This is a genomic window from Cupriavidus phytohabitans, from assembly GCF_000426345.1.
Taxonomy (GTDB): domain Bacteria; phylum Pseudomonadota; class Gammaproteobacteria; order Burkholderiales; family Burkholderiaceae; genus Cupriavidus.
Map to the genome: position 1 here is coordinate 64,725 of NZ_AUFE01000002.1, position 17,683 is coordinate 82,407.

The following is a 17,683-nucleotide window of genomic DNA, read 5'->3' on the forward strand; positions in this document are numbered from 1 at the left end:
GGTCCGCTGTCGTGGCTACTACGGCGGCCGCTACTGCATGGTGGTGTCCATGCCCACGCGCCGCGTGCCGACGCGCAAGGCGCGCGCGCCGCCGTCGCGGTCGGCACCGCCCAGCACGGTGGCGCGCCCCAGCTTCATCGCATCCAGCGTGACCGGCGCGGCCCGGTAGCCGATCACGGCATCGAGCCCCAGCATGGCCTGCACGCCGATACGGAAGCGCGGCGCCACCGGCACCAGCGTGGCCTGCACGTGCGCCGGCACGTCGGCCTTGAGCAGCTGCGCCAGCGCGCGTGCCAGCGCCGGTTCGCGCACGCAGGCCGCGGGTACGAATACCGACAGCTTGTGCGCATAGACATGGAAGGGATCGCGCCACGGGTCCTGCGCGGTCTTGAGCTGCGTCACGCCGAGGCGCGCGCTTTCGTCCGCGCTTTTGTCCGGCCTGGCGGCGCCGTGGCGGCCGGCATGGGCGCGGCCGACGCAGGGCTCGCAGTCATCGCCGCCTTCGCTGCCGGCAAGGGCCGGCAGCGGGCAGCCCGGCGTGGCGATGGGCGGCGCGCCCGCGCCCAGCCGGCTGCGGTTGACGATACGTTCGCCCCAGAGCCTGGCGTTGTCTGACAGCCGGCCAAAACCGAGGAACAGCCAGCGCCGCAGGATGTAGTGCTCCAGCAGCAGGCGCGGCGGGCGCCAGCGGAAGCGTTCGGGAATGTCGGTGGCGCACGGCACGCAGGGCGCCGCGCCGGCGCCGCTGTAGCCACACCAGCCGCACCAGCGCTGCAGGCCGAGAAAGAGGTAGAGCGTGTGCGTCAGCCCGCGCGGCGTGCCGCGCCAGGCAAACGCGCGCGCCGCGTGCCGGATGAACGCGCGTTGCCGCGCCAGCGGCAGCGCCGACAGGCCGCTGCCCAGCCCGAGCCAGCCGGCCAGGAAGCCAAGGAAGTCCTGGCGCCCGCCGGCAGGGGCCGAGAGCGGGTCGAACAGGCGCGCCTGCCCGTCGATCTGGCTTTCGATGTCGCGGAACTGGCGGTCGAACAGCGCCAGCCAGCGATCCGTGAACTCCGCGCTGACCGGCTCGGCGCCGAAGATTGCCGGCAGGTAGCGGCGCCAGCCGATGCGCGGGAAGTCGAGCGCCAGGCAGGCGAGCGACGGCGTCGCCGTGCCGTTGCCGTCCAGCCGCAGGCGCAGCCACAGGAAGCGCCCCGGGCGGGCCCGCAGCATGTAGTCGATGCCATCGAAGGCGGTGCTGCCGTCCGGCTCGGAATGCAGCGCCAGCGCCGGTTGCCAGTCTCCGCCTTCCAGCAGGTCGGCCGGTTGCAGTTCGGTTTCGGCGGTGAGCACGTCGATGGCGAGCCGGGTATGCGCGGGCAGGCTGGCGCCGAGGATGATGCGGTCCCACACGCAGTCCGAGATGCCGCTGTCGAGCGCCTGCGAGTGCCACGTGCCGGTTGCGGGCCAGGCATCGGAAGGATCGTCGGGCGGCGCATCCAGCAGCGTGCCGGACAGGTCGAACACGCACGGCGCGGCGCACGGCGGGCTGCACAGCGCGGACAAGTCGACCGAGCCATCGGCATGCACCGTCAGCGGCAGCGGCGCGAAGGCGCCGGCGAGGTCGGCCGGGCGCAGCGGCGGATCGAGCCGCCTGCGCGTGGCCGGTTCGTAGAACACCACCGCTTCGGCGCCATCCGTGGCGACCAGCAGCCTGCCGTCGCAGGTGGCGGCCAGCGCGGCGATGGCGCCAAAGCCGTCGTGGCGCTCCAGCACGCAGCCGGACGCGGCGAAGCGCAGCAGCGCGCCGTGCATGCGGTCGCCGACCCAGAGGTCGCCATTGGGCGCCACCGCCAGCGCCGCGGGCTGCCAGTCGTCAAGCCGGCTGCCGGCGTTGCACGGCGGCGTTGCCAGCGGCGCGCGCCACACGCCGCGCGCGGCGCCGGTGGCGGCGTTGAGCACCCCCACGCGGCGTGCCGCGGGATCGGCCAGGTAGAGACGCCCGCAGCTCGCGGCCAGCGTGGCCGGGCCCGCGGGCAGCCGCGGATCCTGCGGGCGCAGGCAGAAGGCGTCGGTGAACGCGCAGGCGCAGGGGTCGAAGCGAAGCAGGCGGCGGCCCCTGGCATCGAACAACAGCAGCGCCTGCTGGCAAGGGCCGAGCGTAGCCAGTGCCAGGTGCCGCGGCAGCACCAGCCCGCCGAAGCTGCCGCTGGCTTCCGCCAGCGTGCGGCCGGAGCCGGGCAGCGGCAGCAGCGTCAGCGCGCCGCATTCGCCGAGCGGGCCGATGGCGGCCGGCGGCGTTCCCGGTAGCGTTTCCGGCAGCGCGCGCCAGCCGAGCCGGCCGTTGAGCACGAGCGTGTAGGGATCGTGCGGCGGGCGCGGCACCGGCGGCAGGTAGGCCGCATGCGAGGCGGGCCCGGCCTCGGGCGCACTGGCGGGCAGGGTGCAGGGCTGGTTCATGCATCCACCTCGCTGGTCTCGTAGCGGACGCTCAGCGCCAGCGCGTCGTCGGCCAGCCGCAGCAGCGCGCCGCCGCCGACCGGGACGTTGGCGCAGGCCGGGTAGTCGGTGTCGTCGAGCCGGAACAGCAGGTCGTCGACGCTGACCACGCCGGGCAGCAGCAGCCGGTGCACCACGCGCGAATAGTTGATGTCGCCGCCGAACGGCCAGCCGCTGCCGTCGGCGTCCGGCTTGCTGTCTTCGCCGCCGACCAGCGCATGGAAGTAGCGCCGCAGCGCCAGCAGCGCGGCCTGCTTGACCGCGGCCAGGTCGGCATCGCCGGCCACGGTGAGCGTGGCGGAGAGCCTGAGCAGCCGATAGGTCGGCGCCAGCACGTAGAGTTCGGTGGTGGCGAGACGGCGCTGGTCGAGCTGTGCGCAGACCTCGCGCAGCAGGCCTTCGGTGGGCTGCGGCGCGGGGTCGTCCAGCGGCCGTTGCGGGTCGCTGGCCTCGGGCACGACCACCACGCTGACCACGCCCGGCACCTCGACATTGGGGAAGGCCGGATGGAACAGCGGCAGCGCCCGCGCGCGCGCCACGCCGCCGACCTGGCGCGCATGCAGCTCGAAGTCGTCGCGCGTGACGGCGCGCTCGTGGCTCTTGAGCGTGGCCGCGGCCCGATCGCGTGCGGCTTCCAGCGTCTCTTCATCGGCGCCGCCGAAGGCGGGGAACAGGTTGCCCACGCCCTCGGTGTCGATGCCAGGCAGGCTGCCGCGCAGCGTGGAGATCAGCCCGGCGCCGACATTGCCGTGCGCGCCGCCGCCCACGCGGTAGCGCCGCGCGACGATATTGGCGGGCCGGTTCGGGTTGGCCACCGGGATGCGGCCGCCGATGCCGTGGAAGCGGATTTCTCCGGTGGTGCGGTTGAGCACGTAGTGCGCATCGTCCGGCCCGGAGGCGAGGAAGTCCGCTACCTCCTGCCACGGTTGCAGCCCGTCGCCTTCGTCGACCTCCAGCGCCAGGCTGCCGGCCAGCACCGGATGCTGGGCGAGCTGGAACACCTGGTCGGGCATGCCGGTGCTGCGCCCGACGATCTCGGCGTCGACCGACTGCGCGGCGATCGCCGGGACGGTGTTGGTGCGCACCGCCAGCAGCCGCGGCGGGCGCTGGTAGGCACCGCCGGCCAGCCGCGCGCGCAGCCAGTAGCGCGGCGCGGCCACCTTGCCCAGCACCGCGCGCTGCGGGCCGTTGCGGGGTGCGGCGCCGAGCAGCACATGGCCGCTGCGGGTGAGGGCGGCGGTGTCGTCGCGCAGCGTGTCGAGCGGGTACCAGTCCTTGCCGTTCCAGTATTCCCACGCCAGCGTCGCGGGCGGCGCGGTGGCCAGCGGGCTGTCGACATAGAAGGGCGCGCGCGCGTCGCGGCGGGCGATCCATACCGCCAGGTCGATCGGCACGCCGGGGAAGTCCAGCGGGGAGTCGAAGCCCAGCATCAGCGCGTTGCCCACCCGCACCGCCGGCCCGAAGGCGAGGAAGCCGGCCTGCACCTCCGCATTGGCGGCGCTGACGTCGGTGGTCTGCAGGCCAAGGTCGACCTGCACCGCGTCGAGCCGGGCGCTGAGCGCGATCAGTGCCTTTTCGGTCTCGAACACCACGGGCCGCTCTTCACCCGGCACTTCGGCCGCAACCTGCGTGTGCAGCGGCACGATCAGCGTTGGCTCGGCGTAGCTCGCCTGCACCGGGAAGCTCAGCTCCGCGCGGGCCGGCCGCGCCGGCAGCAGCTCGATGCCGAGCAGCTCCAGGAACTTCAGGTAGTTCAGCTTGGGCACGCGCCCAAGCCGCGCGATCAGCAGGTCACTCATCCACGCCATCAGCTGCACCACCGCCATGCCGGGCTCGTTGTCGTTGACGTCGTCCCACTCCGGGGTGTAGCGCGGGATGCGCGCGCGCGCCTCCGCCACCAGGTCGGCGTAGCGCCTGTCGTCGATCACCGGGTATTCGTTCCTGAGCGGCATGATGCTGGCCCTAGACGTAGGATTCGTTGATGTAGAACGGGTACACCAGGTTGGCCAGCGCGTTGTTGGCGCGGATGCGGTAGTCGATGCGGATCAGCAGCAGGCTCGGCTGCGCGGGGTCGAAGTCGGCCGTCACGGCCAGTACGTCGATGCGCGCTTCCCACAGCGCCAGCGCCTCGCGCACGGCGTCGACCGCCTCGGTGCGCGTGGTGGGGTCGTTGGGCGCGAACAGCAGGTCGTGGATGGCGCAGCCGAACGCGGGCAGCATCACGCGCTCGCCCAGCCGGGTGCCGAGGATCAGGTAGATCGACTCTTCGATGCGCTGCCCGGCGCGCGCCAGCGCCAGCCTGCCGCGCGGCGTGACCGAGAGCGGGAAGGCCAGGCCGGTGCCGAGGAAGTCGGGTTTCATGTCAGCCTCCCAGCGCGTCGGCGACCAGCTGCAGCGCCTTGGTCAGTTCGTCGAGGGTGGTGACCACGTTCTGTAGGCTCTCGATGTCCTCGGCCGAGCCGATGGCGGGCGTCTTGATCGGGTCCACGCCGGCAATGCCCATGAAGGGCTCGGCCAGCGCCAGCAGCACCAGCACCGGGTCGATCGCCGACATCATGTGCTGGGCCGAGGCATTGGCGTTGGCCTGTGCGCATTCCAGCGCCGCCATCAGCTCGCTGTTGCCCTCGGCCTGCGCCGACGAGATCTGCAGCGCCAGCCCGCCCATCACCGCCAGGATGCTCTTGAGCTGGCCGACGATGCACTTGAGCAGCTTGATGATCAGCAACAGGATGTCGCGCACGAAGGGAATCATCACCGCCGGGGTCGGCACCGCCAGGCAGGGCAGCACGGCCTCGGCCGCCTGCAGGAATTCCGGCACCACCTTGATCAGCGTGGGCGGGTCGGGCGGACCCAGCGCCTTGACCACGTCGATCAGCGGCTTGATCAGCTTGAGCACCTTCACCAGGCACTCGATGCTCGCCATCACCGGCGCCAGCTGCAGCACCAGCGAGAAGTTCAGCGAGCAGTCGTCCGGAATGCCCTTGGTGATGTCGACGATGCCCTTGAGCGTGCCGCCGGTGGGCAACTGGATCTGCGCGCTGCCAGGCTTGGGCAGCGGGATGCAGATCGGCTTCTGCAGTGCCTTCTGCAGGGAATCAGGCAGCGGTACCTCGATCGGGACGTCCATGCTTGCCTCGCGGTGTCGTGTGTGCCGGATGTGCCGGATGTGCCGGATGTGAATGTGCCGCGCTTCAGATCGGCCCGCCGGTGGGCCGCACCAGCCGGTCGTTGATGGTCACGCTGCCGACCGCGTTGAGCGCCAGCGCGCCGCGCGTGTTGATGCTGATGTGCGTGTTGGTCATCACCACGGTATTGCCATGCGCGTCCTCGATGATCAGCGCGCCCTTGTTGCCGGCGGCGGGGGTCGAGTCGACCATGCGCAGCGCGTGCCCGTTGCGCGAGCGGATCATGCGCTGGCGCTCGTCGCGCGACGGCGGGCGCTGCCGCGGGTTCCACAGGAAGCCGATCACGTACGGGTGGTCCCACATGCCCTGGTCGAAGGCGAGGATCACTTCGTCATCCACCTCCGGCATGAAGAACGCGCCCCGGTCGCCGCCGGCCATCGGCGCGGCCACCGGCACCCAGCGCTGTTCGGGGCCGGACAGCCACGGGTAGTTGACCTGAATGCGGCCCAGGCGCTCCGGGTCGCGCACGGCGATCACCTTGCCGATGACGATGCCTGCACTGCGTTCGCTGCGGTTCATGGGGTGCCTCCGGGGGCGAGTTGCTGGCCGGTGTCCGGGTCTTCCCGGCGCGCCGTGAACTTGGTGACATAGCCGCTGGCGTTGATCGTGTGCGTGGTCTCGGTGACGAAGTACTCGCCCGACAGCCGCGCGCCGATGCCCTGGATGCTGACGTGCGAGCCCGCCCGCAGCCGCGGCAGGCCGACCACGCTGGCCTGGATCTTGACCAGCTCCTGGGCGTGGCCCGTCAGGATGTCCAGCGCCAGCTGCCGGGCTTCATTGCGGGTCGAGACCGGGCGCGTCACCACGCGCTCCTCGCGCGGGTCGCACTGCCTGACGATCTCCAGCAGGCGCGGGTTGCGCCGCAGGAAGCGCGGGTCTTCCAGGTCCGCGGTTTCCTCGATGGCGCGCTGGCCGGCGCGGTCCCAGCCGCGCACGGTCACCTTCTTGACCTGGTTCGCGGTGGTCAGCGTGGCCTTCAGGTCCATCAGCCCCGCGCCCCAGTCGAGCCGGTATGGGGTCGGGCCGCCTTTGGTGGACGGGCCGAAGTAGAGCCGGTCGCTGCCGTCGGCGGGATCCTGCTCGACCGTCACCACGTAGCCGCGGATGCGCGCGCGCCGCCACAGGAAGTCGATGTCGTACTCGTTCTTCTGCCCGACAAAGACCAACTGCGGCTCCTGCTCGGGATCGGTGCGGATCGGCATCGGGATGCGCCGCGCGTCCTGGCCGCTGTTGCGCCAGTCCGGATCGGTCAGGCCCTCGAAGCTCCTCGCGATGGCGCTGTCAGTGGTGTCGTGCCAGTTGCCGTCGTAGCGCTTGCGGCGCAGCCGGTGCAGCCGGTTCAGGCCGCGCACCGCCAGCGTGTGCGGCCCGCCGATGGAAAAGGTCGGCTCCATGGTGGTGAAGTTGCCGGTCAGCATCTCCACCATTTCGCTGGCATAGCCCATCCGGATGCGGACCACCTTGGAGCAGGGCTCGAACAGTGTCTCCAGCTCATGCATGGTGGCGTCGGCCGCGCTCTTGCTGTCGTCCGAACCGATGTACTTGTAGCGGCGCCGCGCCGGATCCCAGTTGCCCACGGTCAGCTCGAAGCCGTCGATCTGGTCGATGTTGTCGCGGTAGGTGATGTCGACGATGTCGCGCAGCACGCTGTTCTCCGGCCGCACGCCGTCGATGCTCAGCTCGAAGCGCGGCACGCGGAAGCCCGCGATGCCGGTGCGGGCCGATTCGCGCGCGAGGGTCAGGTATTCGTCGGCGTCCATGATCTGTCGGTGTCCACGGGCGGCGCTAGCGGATCGACGGCACCGTCAGCCGCAATCCCGCCGCCAGCCGGCGCGGGTCCTCGATGCCGTTCTCGTCGGCAATGGCGCGCCACTCGCCGGCGCGCTCGTAGTAGTCGCCGGCCACCGCGCTGAGCGTTTCGCCCCGCTGCAGCACGTGGGCGTGGCTGCGGTCGGGCGAGCTCGGGTTCTGCTTGCCGAGCTGCTGCTCGATCGGCCGCCACTCGCGCAGCACCAGGTTGACGGTGGCACGCAGCGGGATGCCTTCCGGGCTGAACAGCGTGAAGCGGCTGCGCACGCTTTCGGCCACGCCGGTAAAGCTGGTGCGCCGCTGGCTGCCGCCCCAGGCCTTGCCAAGCTCGTTGCCCGGGAACTGGTCGTTCCAGATAAAGGTGACGATGGGGGGCGCATGCAGCGCGGGAATCAGCTTGACCAACTGGTAGTACTTGTCGGTCTCCCTGGTCACGGACTCCGCGCCGATGCCCATGCCCTTGTCGGTGCTGTCGCAGAACAGCTCCAGCGTCAGCTTTTCGGCATTGCCGCGCACGAACTGCTGCAGCGGCGCGTCCAGCCCCGGAATGCCGATCTCGGCCAGCTGCACCTGCTTGTCAAATTGCAGCTCGGTCGGGTTGAACTGCACCGGGTAGGTGATGGTGTTGGCGGGCTTGGGCCCGACCTGCACCTTGAACTTGCCCTTGGCCGGAATCGTCATGGCGTGGCTCCGTCAGTCACCGGTGGATGCGCCGGACCCGCCAGACCCAGTTTCGCCTTCCATCCAGTCCAGGTAGCCGTTGCGGGTCGAGGTCTCGCTGGCCACCTGGCGCTGGTGGGCCAGCATCTGCTGCACCGCTGGCAGGATCGCCGCGACGATGCTGCGCACGGTCTGCTCGGACAAGCCGCCGGCGCCGTCGACGATGCGCACGCGGCTGACCACGCTTTCGATGATGACGTCGCTCAAAACAGGCTCCCGATGGCTTCGGCGGCCGCGCCGCCCAGCTGGTAGAGGCCTTCGTGGGTGATGGTGACGGCTTCGACCGCCACCGCGCTTTGCTGGGCATTGAGCTGCGGCCCGCTGTACTTGGTCGGCAGGCCACGGCGGAAGCCCCAGACGGTGTGCGGCTTGTGGCGCGCGTCGCACAGCGTGATCAGCCCGTCCTTGCGCTTGCCGGCGCCCGCCGTGAAGGCGTAGAACCAGTCGAACAGCTCGGTGCTCCTGGTCACGCCGTGGCGCAGCACGATCTCGGTATTGCGGATGCGCTTGGGGAACTTGAGCACGGTACCGTTGAGGCCGCCTTCCATGTAGTCGTCGGTCTCCATCGTCATCTCCAGCCCGCTGCATTCGCTGAAGCCGGCCACCGGCGCCGGCATCAGCGGCGACAGCGCGATGCGCGTCACGGCCGAGCCGGTGGAGGCGGTCGAGTCGTACAGCGTGACCAGGAAGTTGAAGCCGAGCAGCGGGTCGCGGCGGGTGGCTAGGCTCATGCGAACTCCTTGCGTTCGAACAGCGAGAACACCGGCAGGTTGTCCTGCCTGCCGACGCGCAGCACGATGAACTCGGCCGGCGCCACCGGCGCGATGCCGACCAGCGCGATCAGCTGGCCGTGCTCGCGCGCGTCGGCGCCGGTCGTGTCCTCGTCGCAGCGCACGAAGAACGATTCCGCCGCGGTGGCGCCGGCAAAGGCGCCGCGCTGCCAGAACAGCGTCAGGATGGCGATCAGCGTGGTGGCCACGGCGGCGCGCGTGGGCGCGTCGTTGGGCTCGAACACGGCCCAGCGCAGCGCGATGTCGCACGCGCGCCTGAGCGCGATCAGCATGCGCACGGTGCTGACGTAGCGCCATTCGGGCTCGTCGCTGACGGTGCGCGCGCCCAGCAGCATCGGCACGCGGCCGAACTCGGCGCGCAGCACGTCGATGCCGGCATCGTTGAGCTCGCCGTGCTGGGCATCGCTGACCGCGCTGCGCACGTCGACCACGCCCTGCACCGGCACGTTGGCCGGCGCGCGCATCACGCCCAGTGTCAGGTCGGTATTGGCGATGGCGCCGGCAACGTGGCCGCAGGCGGGCACGACCCTGACGCCGGCGACGCTGCCGGCGACCGGCGGCGCGGCACCATCGTTTTCGGCCACCGCCAGCCATGGCGCATACAGCGCGGCGGCGCGCGCCGGCTGCTGCCCGACCAGCATGCGGCGCCACTCCGTCAGCGCGCGGATGCCGCGGCTGCGGCCGGTGGCGCGCTCAAACGGCGCGGACAGCACGGCAAAGCGGTCGCCGCGCGCCTCGCAGTCGGCGATCAGCGCGGTCTGCACGCGCAGGATGTCGGCTTCGACAAAGACGGGCGGCAGCTCGGCGATGGCGCGCGGCTGGTGGACGCGGCGCGGCGGCGCTGGCGGCGGACAGGGTCGGCAAGGATCGCCGGTGTCAGGCGGCAGCGGCTCGTAGTCGGGGTCCGGCTGCGGCCGGATCAGGATGTCCGGCGCGGCAATCAGCGAGATCTCGTCGATCTCCGCCAGCGCCTGCAGGCCGCGCGCCTTGCGCAGGCGGGCGAAGTCGCTCTCGCGCGCTGCGTACGGCTCGCCGAGGAAGTCGCTGGCGCTGAGCGCGGCCAGGCCGTCGGCGCCATGTACGAGCGGCAGCCGCTGGCCGGACGCTGCAGCCAGGGGCAGCGGCGGCAGCGCGGGGGCCAGGTCAGTGATCTCGACCAGTCCGGGCGGCGCGGACAGGGCGCCGGGGTTCGCCAGCGGCAGGCGCAGCCGCTCGGCCCCGCTGCGGTAGGCGGGCGCCAGCACGGTGCCGAAGTGACGCGGGTGTTGCGGCGACGGGTGCAGGTCGCGGTATTGCGCGGCAAAGGCATCGCGCCGCCAGAGGTCGAGCGTGTAGGCGACGCGTTCCACCGTGAGCGGCTGGGCGGGGTCCAGCGCACTCCAGGCGAGTTGGTCGGCGCCGCGCTGGCGCGGATCGGGATGGACCCAGTCAAGCCTGCCGGCCGCCGCGTCGACATGCGCCAGCACGCGATGCGCGCTCGCCGCCGGCTGCGCCAGCCGCACCAGCTCGCCCGCCGCAAAGCCGGCCACGGCCGCCAGCCGGGCGCCGGTGGCGTCGGCCGACAAGGCGCGCTGTGTCAGCGGCCGCTCGCGGCGCCACGCGACGGCCAGTTCATTGCCCCAGCTGCCCGGCGAGGTGGCGGACAGGCGCCAGCGCGGCACGCCCGCGCTGTCCGGCAGCAGCACGCCGGCGCTGCGTGCGCCGCCACCGGGCGCTTGGTCGCCATCGTTGTCGCCCTCGCCAAACTGGCGCGCCGCCACGCGCACCACCCAGCAGCGCATGCCGCCGTTGTCGAAGAAGCCGCGCACCGCCCACGCCAGGTAGCCGCTGCCGAAGGGCCGCCCGAAATGCGCCTGGAACTGCCGCCACGACTCCACCGCCACCGGCGTGTCGAGCGGGCCGCGCTCGGCCAGCCCGATGAACGCGGCGATGTCGGTGCGCAGCACCACCGGCGCGGCGCCGGCGGCGTCGGTCCGTTCGATGCTGACTGCGGGCATGCCATGGCGCATGGCGGTCTCCGGCTCGTGGGTCCGTGCTCAGGGCGCGGTGCTGATGATCTCGATGGTCAGGCCTTCGTGGTGCAGCTCCATGCTTTCCACGGCCACCTGGTTGCCGGTGGCGGTCAGGCTCGGGCCTTCGATCTTGTTGATCCAGGCGTTGACGAAGTTCCACCCCAGCACATCGCGGTGCGCCTCGTTCATCAGGATCACGCTGCCGTTGCGGCGCTCGTTGGCGCCGTCGGCGATGCGGCGGTACCACTGCCACAGCGTGTCGTCCTGCACATAGCCGCGCTTGAACATCAGCGGCGTGTACTTGCGCAGGCCCTGCAGCTTGCGCACGTTGTTGGTGGGGTCCTTGCCTTCGCGGTAGTCGATCGCGTCGCCGTCGGCGGTCAGGCCGCTGACCTCGCTGAACGAGGCCACGACCAGCCCGTCCAGCTCGACGCGGAAGTTGAAGACCGGGAAGGGATCGATGCGGATGTCGGTGGCAGCCATGGCCTCGCTCCTCAGCGTTCGTTCATTGTTCCGCGTCGGCCGTCCACAGGCCGATGCGGATGATCACGTACTCGGCCGGCTTGACCGGCGCCACTCCGATCACCACGATCAGGCGCCCGTTGTCGATGTCGTCGCGGGTCATGGTGGTGCGGTCGCACTTGACGAAGAAGCCCTGCTCGGGCGTGGTCCCTTCCAGCGCGCCGTTGCGCCACACCGTGGTCAGGAAGTTGGTGATGCTGCGCCGCACGCGCGCCCACAGTTCCTCGGCGTTAGGCTCGAACACCACCCACTGCATGCCGCGGTCGATCGAGTCTTCCAGGAAGATCAGCAGGCGGCGCACGTTCAGGTACTTGAATTCGCTCTCGGAGGTGATGCAGCGCGCGCCCCACACGCGCAGGCCGCGGTTGTTGGGCCGGAAATCGCGCACCACGTTGATGTTGGTCGGGTACGGGTTGAGGATGTCCTGCTCGCCCTTGCTGAAGTAGCGCGTCAGCCCGGCGATGCCGCGCACCACTTCATTGGCCGGCGCCTTGTGCACCCCGCGCTCGTTGTCCACGCGGGCATAGATGCCGAGCATGTGGCCCGACGGGGGGATCGGCACCTGCCGCAGGTTGGCCAGGCTTTGCGGGAACGGGTCGGGAATGGTCAGCCACGGATGGTAGACCGCCGCATAGCGCGAGTCGTAGCGGCTGCGCAGGTCCTGCACGTCGGCCAGCGTGTCGTTGTCGGGCGGCGGGCCGTCGAGCACGGCGAAGCGGTAGCGCATCGCCTCGCACTGGTCGATCAGAGCCTGCTGCAGCGCCGCCGTGGTCTGGCCGGGAATCGCCACCAGCGAGATGTTCTGCGGGTTCTTCAGCGCGTGCAGGCCGGTGCGCTGGTCGGGCTCGTTGCTGTCGGTTCCGGCGTACATCGCGTCGCCCATCAGCGACACGGCATCGCTGCCGCCGGACAGCGGCAGGCGCGCCGGACGCACCAGGCCGGAAGGCAGCACGTCGAGCAAGGCCTCGGGCCCGAGCCGGATCGCGGTGCGGTTGGCCATCACCGGCTCCAGGTCGAGCACGCGGATGTAGTGCGATGCACCCTCCGAGCGCCGGTCCCAGCGCCGCAACGGGTTGCCTGCGTCGTCGGCGGGCGACCCCGGCGTGAAGGTGGCGCCGATCACGCGCTCGAAATAGCGGCTGTGGCGCGGGTCCATCGACAGCTGGCGGAAGCTCTCCTGGTCCAGCAGGTGGTCGTTGCGCGTGGGCACGGCGGGGTCGGGGCGCTGGCGCAGCAACACCGTCAGGCTCCACTCGCGCGAGCGCACGCGCGCATTGAGGCCGGCCATCAGCGCATTGTTGACCGCGTTCATGTGCACCGCCTGCAGCCCCGGCGGGTCCAGCAGCACCAGCCGGCTGGCGCGGTCGACCGCGCGTGCCTTCAGCAGCGGGGCGCCGGCCACCGGCGTGCCATCGGGCTCGAGCAGCTCCAGGATGGTGCCGGGCTCGATGCCGGTCAGCGTGGCCAGCTGCAGCGACGAGAACATGCCCGGCCCCGGTGGCGGGTTGGCAGCCAGCACATTGGCATTGGCCGCCAGGCTGCTGGCTTCGTCGGCGGCGGCGATCATCAGGCGGTCGCCCCAGCCGCCGGCATCCAGCGCCTGCACCGCGAACAGCCGGTTGCGCTCGGCCACCACCGCGCCCGCGGCGTGGCTGAAATCGAGGCGGTTGTCCAGTTCGATCTCCAGCGGGTTGGCATTGGCCGCGGCGCCGTCGAGGCGGTGGAAATAGGCAATGCCGTCCGCGGTGGTGAAACGGACCACTTCCGGCAGCACCGCGCCATAGGTGGTGCCGTCGCCGACCAGCAGCTGCTCGCTGCCGGCCGCGGGCGACAGCACCAGCGTGGCCGGCTGGCGCGTGGTGTCGATCGCCACGTCCTGGCGCGCGACCTCGACGCCGCTGGCATGGCCCGCGCTCAGCGGATGCGCGAGCTGGACCACGCCGGCGTCGGGCGAGACGCCGCGCTCGCCCCGCACGCGCGCGATGGTCGCGTATTCCTCGTCCGGGGCCACGCCGACGCGCAGCACGTCGCCGGCATCGAGGCCGAGTCGGTTGTCCAGTGCCAGCGTCGCGGCGCCCGCGCCAGTGGCCTGGGTGGTGTGGCGCAGCGCGAAGCTGGCGGTGCTGCCCGCCGCCGGGGCCGCGGGCAGCGGCGCCTGCAGCGCGACCGCGCCCACCGTGGTGTTGACCGCGCTGATGGTGGCGGTGTCGGCGCCGATGGTGATGGACATGCCGGGCGCCAGGCCGTCGACATCGTCCAGCGGGATCACGTCGGCGCGCAGCAGGGCCTGTGCCGTATTGGCATTGCCGCCGACCGTGACCGCGGTGCCGGGGGCAGGGGCGGCCGCCAGCGCGGTGGCCAGCACTACCGCGCGCAGGTCGGGCAGCACGGTGGCAACCAGCGCGGTGTCGCCGGCATTGTCGAAGGTCATGCCGGTCTCGACGCCGTTGACGCTGTCGAGCGGCACCACGCGCCCGGTTGGATAGGCCACCACGTTGGCCGCCACCGCGCCCACCTGTACTGCGTCGCCGGCAGCCAGCGCGGGGCCCGGCAGCGGCGCGGCCAGACGCACCAGGCCGAGGGCCGGGTTGACCGCCGCCACCACCTGGTTGTTGGCGCCGAAGGTGAAGGTCATGCCGGCGCTCATGCCCGCCACGGTATCGAGCGGCACCACCGTATTTGTCGGCAGGTCCGTGACCGTGCGCGCGTCGTCGGCCAGCGTGACCAGCTGGCCGACGGTGCCGGCGGGGTAGGCGGCATAGGCGGGCACGTCCAGCGGCAGCTGCGCCAGCGTGCCGACGCGCTGCACCTCTTCCTGCGCGCTGCCGACGCCGACCACCACCAGGTTGCCCGCGGTACTGAAACTTGGCCCGAACAGCAGCAGGTCGCCGGCGCTGGCCGCCACCTCCAGGTTCACATTGGCGCCGGCCGGGATGTCGAGGCCGTCGACCTGCGCGCCGCGCGCATGCGGCAGCCGCAGCGGCGTTTCCAGCAGCACGCGCGCCTCGGTGGCGCTTAGCCCGACCACCGCGGCGGCAAACACATACTCGGCGCCGTCGACCTGCAGCAGCTGGTGCGTCAGCGGCAGCAGGTTGGTGATCAGCGCCGCGGTGCCGCTGAGCACCAGTCCGGTGGCGCCGGCGCTTGTGTTGTCGCGCAGCGTGAAGGGGCTGAGCGTGGCGGCCACGGTGACGGCGACATCGCGCGCCGGCGCGCCGGCCGCATGCGAGAAATACAGCGGCAGCGTCAGCGAGGTATGGCTTGGCGCGGCGCCCAGTGCCTGCACCTGGCGGTAGTCGGCGCGGCTGCCGTCGCCCACGCGCACCCAGTCGCCGACGCCGAAGTTGCCGGGATCGAGCACATACAGCCGCGGCAGGTTGATGGCCGTGCCGGTGTCCTGCAGCGCCGGGCGCAGCAGCACGCTGCCGCCCATGGCCGCATTGGCGAGGTCGAAGTGGAACATGTCGCGCCGCGCGCGCTCCGCCTGCTCGGGCAGCACGCGCGTGACCCAGGCGCGCTTGCCGCCGTTGAGGAAGAAGCCCTCGACCGCATGCGGCAGGTAGCTGTGGACCCGCCCGCCCGGCCCGGTGAACGCGTCCGGCGGCAGCATGCCGCCGAATAGCCGCTGGAACTCGCCAAAGCTGGTGACCAGCTGCGGCACGTCCAGCGGGCCGCGCTCGGTCACGCCGACCAGTCCGGTGGTGCTGGTGCTGACCCCCTCGATCGGCTTGTTGCTCGCCTGGATTTCCTCGACATAGACACCGGGTGCGAGATATTCGGGCATATTGGTTCCCCTATGCGGTTGCGGGACGGAGCGTGAGTGCGGCGTTCATTCGCGTCATTCGAACGCCACCGCCAGCACCTGTTCGGCCAGCCCGTAGTCGGGCTCGATGGTCAGCAGCAGCGGTTGCGGCGGCGCGGGGTGGGTGGCGCGCAGCCGGAACAGGGCCAGCCGCGCGATCCGCGGCAGGCGGAAATAGCCGTCGGCATCGGCGGTCGTGGCGTAGTGGTCGATGCGCTGGTATTCGGGTGGGTTGATGCCGTCGTCCACCTGCACCAGCGACAGCGCGGCCCACGGCGCGGCAGCGGCGAGGAAGGCGCAGGCGTCGCCGGCTTGCGCCGCGCGCGACAGGTTGCGCGGGTCATGCGTGGCGGGGATGCTGGCCGGCACCACCAGCGCCTGCCGCCGGTGCAGGTGCCTGAGCGGGTGGGCGAGCTCGATCCACGCCGGCTGGTCGGCGGACAGGCTGGTATCGACGGACTGGATGCCGATCACTTCGGCGCGCGCGCCATCGTCGGCGTCGATCCGCAGCGGCATGCCGGCGGCCAGTGTGTCGCGGTTGTCCAGCCGCAGCCGGCGCGTGCCCGGCGCCGCCGGCAACAGCAGGCGCTTGGCCTGCGGCAGGTCGTCGACCACGTCGCAGCGCGACAGCGTGGCCGTGGCATGGCCGCGATAGAAGCCGGGCTCCAGCGCTACCACGTCGGCCGGCACCATCACCGCGGCCGGCATCACGTTGGGCGGCGGGAAGGCCGGCCAGAGGCCATCGATCTCGACCGTGGCACCGGCCAGCGGCAGGTTCTGCGGCGTGCCGCGCTGCACGACGCGGCCCTTGAGCGCCACGCCCGCGCGGTGCAGGAACACGTCGCCGTGGTCCAGCGCGGCGAAATCCGCGGGAAAGCCGGCAAACGGGCCGAGCATGCCGTCGAGGTCGAGCGGCAGGTAGCCGCGCGCGGCCACACGCATCGGCACGGCAGCGGCGGCCAGCGCAAGCCCGGGGAACAGGCTCGCGGGCCGGCCGGCCAGCCCGGCCACCCCGTCGCGCCCGATGCGCGGAGCTACGTGCAGGGCCAAACGCAGGTCGGGGGTCTCGACGACGTCAGCGACGATGGGCCGCAACGTGATCTCGTCCACCAGCCGGGCCTGCACCAGCGCGCGCAGGCGCACGCCCGGGGCCTGCAGCGGGTCCGGGCACAGGTGCCAGGTGGCGGCGCCGGCGTGTTCCGGACGGCAGTCCATCACGCCGGCTCCCGCAGGCTGGCGATGCCATGCTCGGACAGCACCGAGTCCACTGGCGTGACCTGCTCCGGATCGTGGCCCGACGCGATCGGCACGATGCTCATCTCGAACGACACGCACAGCTGGTAGGGCTTGTCGAGCGCGTCCCAGACCCGCGTGATCTCTTCCAGCGAGAGCGGCTCCAGCCGCAGGAAGAATTCCAGCCCGGAGCCCGCCAGCGTGCCGGCCAGGCGCGCGCCGCTGAGGCTGGGGTCGTCGTGGAACAGCTGCAGGATCTTGCCGAGGATCAGGTGCTCCAGGTCGGTCGCGTCCTCGCGCTCGTCGGCGACCTGCGGCGTGACCAGGAAATGCAGGCGCAGCGGCAGCGGGCGGCGTTCGATGCGGTCGGCGGCGCTGCGGCGCGGCGGGCGGTTGAGCGTGAATTCCTCGCGCTGGACCAGGTAGAGCCACAGCGACAGGCCCTCGCGGTCGCGCTCTTCCAGTTCCTGGGGCGTGTCCAGCGAGACGATCATGGTGCCGATCGCATCCGGCATCGGGTCGGCCGGGTCGAAGTACGGCGACAGGTCCGGGTCGTCGCGCAGAGCCTGCTCGATATGGCGGCGCAGGCTCTGGCAGGCATCGCGTATCGCTGTCTTCATCGCTCAGTTCTCGTTCCGCTGCTCGCTGTCATGGTCCGGGCCGGCGGCGCTGTACAGGCATTCACCTGACGGCAGGCGCCTGGCCTGCAGCACGCCGTCCCGCACCAGCGCCTCCAGGGCCCGCAATACCACCGCGGGATCGGCCTGTGACCCGGCCGGCAGCCACCAGCGGGCGATGCCGATGCAGGTGTCGGCTGCCTTCGGGTAGCGGCGTACATACCCGGTGACCTGCATCGCCACGGCGGCTGCGCGGGGGTCAAGGCCTGAGACCGAGGTATCGACCATATCGGGAGCCGTCGCGGATAGGGCTGGGTTCCCGCACTGTTGCGCAACATCCGGGCCAGGGCGGCCGGGCCTTGTGGCAGGCGGCAGCGCGCCCGGGAGCAGGGGAAGGGGTGGGGCGCGATGGCCCCGCTGCCAGCACCGGAAGGCGGGGAAAATCAGGGACTTGCGCGTTGGCGCGGGATGGGGTGTGCCGGTCCCGGGTGCGGCAGCGTTGCCCCGGGGAGGC

General features: G+C 71.6%; 15 protein-coding genes. All 15 read right to left on the reverse strand.

The features are described 5' to 3' along the window. Positions 1–30: 30 nt before the first annotated feature. A complete protein-coding gene (locus K309_RS0101970; protein ID WP_029044849.1) occupies positions 31–2,439 on the reverse strand; it encodes a hypothetical protein in 2,409 nt (802 codons plus the stop codon). Continuing rightward, positions 2,436–4,430, reverse strand: coding sequence for a putative baseplate assembly protein (locus K309_RS0101975; RefSeq protein WP_029044850.1), 1,995 nt, complete (start codon positions 4,428–4,430; stop codon positions 2,436–2,438). Before K309_RS0101975 ends, K309_RS0101970 begins: the two co-directional genes overlap by 4 nt. A 10-nt stretch (positions 4,431–4,440) precedes the next feature. Next, positions 4,441–4,839, reverse strand: a complete 399-nt coding sequence (locus K309_RS0101980) for a GPW/gp25 family protein (protein ID WP_029044851.1) — start codon at positions 4,837–4,839, stop codon at positions 4,441–4,443. Position 4,840: 1 nt separating this feature from the next. Continuing rightward, a complete protein-coding gene (locus K309_RS0101985; protein WP_029044852.1) occupies positions 4,841–5,605 on the reverse strand; it encodes a hypothetical protein in 765 nt (254 codons plus the stop codon). Positions 5,606–5,669: 64 nt separating this feature from the next. After that, entirely contained in the window at positions 5,670–6,182 is a 513-nt protein-coding gene (locus K309_RS35755; RefSeq protein ID WP_051320291.1) for a phage baseplate assembly protein V, read from the reverse strand. Next, complete coding sequence (locus K309_RS0101995; RefSeq protein WP_029044853.1) at positions 6,179–7,423, reverse strand: phage late control D family protein; 1,245 nt, start codon at positions 7,421–7,423, stop codon at positions 6,179–6,181. Before K309_RS0101995 ends, K309_RS35755 begins: the two co-directional genes overlap by 4 nt. Before the next feature lie 25 nt (positions 7,424–7,448). Next, positions 7,449–8,153 carry a CIS tube protein gene (locus tag K309_RS0102000; protein ID WP_029044854.1) on the reverse strand — a complete coding sequence of 235 codons (705 nt, stop codon included), beginning with the start codon at positions 8,151–8,153 and terminating at the stop codon, positions 7,449–7,451. A 12-nt stretch (positions 8,154–8,165) separates the two neighbouring features. Next, positions 8,166–8,399 carry a hypothetical protein gene (locus K309_RS0102005; protein WP_029044855.1) on the reverse strand — a complete coding sequence of 78 codons (234 nt, stop codon included), beginning with the start codon at positions 8,397–8,399 and terminating at the stop codon, positions 8,166–8,168. Further along, positions 8,396–8,923 (reverse strand): phage tail protein, encoded by a 528-nt coding sequence (locus tag K309_RS0102010; protein WP_051320292.1) that lies wholly within the window; start codon positions 8,921–8,923, stop codon positions 8,396–8,398. The genes K309_RS0102005 and K309_RS0102010 overlap by 4 nt, the downstream gene beginning before the upstream one ends. Next, complete coding sequence (locus K309_RS0102015) at positions 8,920–10,992, reverse strand: phage tail sheath C-terminal domain-containing protein (protein ID WP_029044857.1); 2,073 nt, start codon at positions 10,990–10,992, stop codon at positions 8,920–8,922. Before K309_RS0102015 ends, K309_RS0102010 begins: the two co-directional genes overlap by 4 nt. A 27-nt stretch (positions 10,993–11,019) precedes the next feature. Beyond that, complete coding sequence (locus tag K309_RS0102020; protein ID WP_029044858.1) at positions 11,020–11,478, reverse strand: phage tail protein; 459 nt, start codon at positions 11,476–11,478, stop codon at positions 11,020–11,022. A gap of 22 nt (positions 11,479–11,500) precedes the next feature. Then, positions 11,501–15,301 (reverse strand): phage tail sheath C-terminal domain-containing protein, encoded by a 3,801-nt coding sequence (locus tag K309_RS39095; protein ID WP_051320293.1) that lies wholly within the window; start codon positions 15,299–15,301, stop codon positions 11,501–11,503. Between the two features lie 54 nt (positions 15,302–15,355). Continuing rightward, positions 15,356–16,534, reverse strand: coding sequence for a hypothetical protein (locus K309_RS0102030; protein WP_029044859.1), 1,179 nt, complete (start codon positions 16,532–16,534; stop codon positions 15,356–15,358). Further along, the gene (locus K309_RS39100) at positions 16,534–17,172 is read right to left on the reverse strand and encodes a Pvc16 family protein (protein ID WP_051320294.1); all 639 of its coding nucleotides are present in this window, start codon (positions 17,170–17,172) and stop codon (positions 16,534–16,536) included. Before K309_RS39100 ends, K309_RS0102030 begins: the two co-directional genes overlap by 1 nt. A gap of 3 nt (positions 17,173–17,175) precedes the next feature. Next, complete coding sequence (locus K309_RS39105; protein ID WP_051320295.1) at positions 17,176–17,457, reverse strand: hypothetical protein; 282 nt, start codon at positions 17,455–17,457, stop codon at positions 17,176–17,178. Positions 17,458–17,683 lie beyond the last annotated feature (226 nt).

What these genes read in the sequence shown, in the direction of transcription:
- K309_RS0101975 (WP_029044850.1), bottom strand. Translation starts at nt 4,430, where the DNA reads ATGCCGCTCAGGAACGAATACCCGGTGATCGACGACAGGCGCTACGCC.
- K309_RS0102010 (WP_051320292.1), bottom strand. Translation starts at nt 8,923, where the DNA reads ATGAGCCTAGCCACCCGCCGCGACCCGCTGCTCGGCTTCAACTTCCTG.
- K309_RS0101980 (WP_029044851.1), bottom strand. Translation starts at nt 4,839, where the DNA reads ATGAAACCCGACTTCCTCGGCACCGGCCTGGCCTTCCCGCTCTCGGTC.
- K309_RS0102015 (WP_029044857.1), bottom strand. Translation starts at nt 10,992, where the DNA reads ATGCGCCATGGCATGCCCGCAGTCAGCATCGAACGGACCGACGCCGCC.
- K309_RS0102020 (WP_029044858.1), bottom strand. Translation starts at nt 11,478, where the DNA reads ATGGCTGCCACCGACATCCGCATCGATCCCTTCCCGGTCTTCAACTTC.
- K309_RS39100 (WP_051320294.1), bottom strand. Translation starts at nt 17,172, where the DNA reads ATGAAGACAGCGATACGCGATGCCTGCCAGAGCCTGCGCCGCCATATC.
- K309_RS0101970 (WP_029044849.1), bottom strand. Translation starts at nt 2,439, where the DNA reads ATGAACCAGCCCTGCACCCTGCCCGCCAGTGCGCCCGAGGCCGGGCCC.
- K309_RS39095 (WP_051320293.1), bottom strand. Translation starts at nt 15,301, where the DNA reads ATGCCCGAATATCTCGCACCCGGTGTCTATGTCGAGGAAATCCAGGCG.
- K309_RS0101995 (WP_029044853.1), bottom strand. Translation starts at nt 7,423, where the DNA reads ATGGACGCCGACGAATACCTGACCCTCGCGCGCGAATCGGCCCGCACC.
- K309_RS0102000 (WP_029044854.1), bottom strand. Translation starts at nt 8,153, where the DNA reads ATGACGATTCCGGCCAAGGGCAAGTTCAAGGTGCAGGTCGGGCCCAAG.
- K309_RS35755 (WP_051320291.1), bottom strand. Translation starts at nt 6,182, where the DNA reads ATGAACCGCAGCGAACGCAGTGCAGGCATCGTCATCGGCAAGGTGATC.
- K309_RS39105 (WP_051320295.1), bottom strand. Translation starts at nt 17,457, where the DNA reads ATGGTCGATACCTCGGTCTCAGGCCTTGACCCCCGCGCAGCCGCCGTG.
- K309_RS0102030 (WP_029044859.1), bottom strand. Translation starts at nt 16,534, where the DNA reads ATGGACTGCCGTCCGGAACACGCCGGCGCCGCCACCTGGCACCTGTGC.
- K309_RS0101985 (WP_029044852.1), bottom strand. Translation starts at nt 5,605, where the DNA reads ATGGACGTCCCGATCGAGGTACCGCTGCCTGATTCCCTGCAGAAGGCA.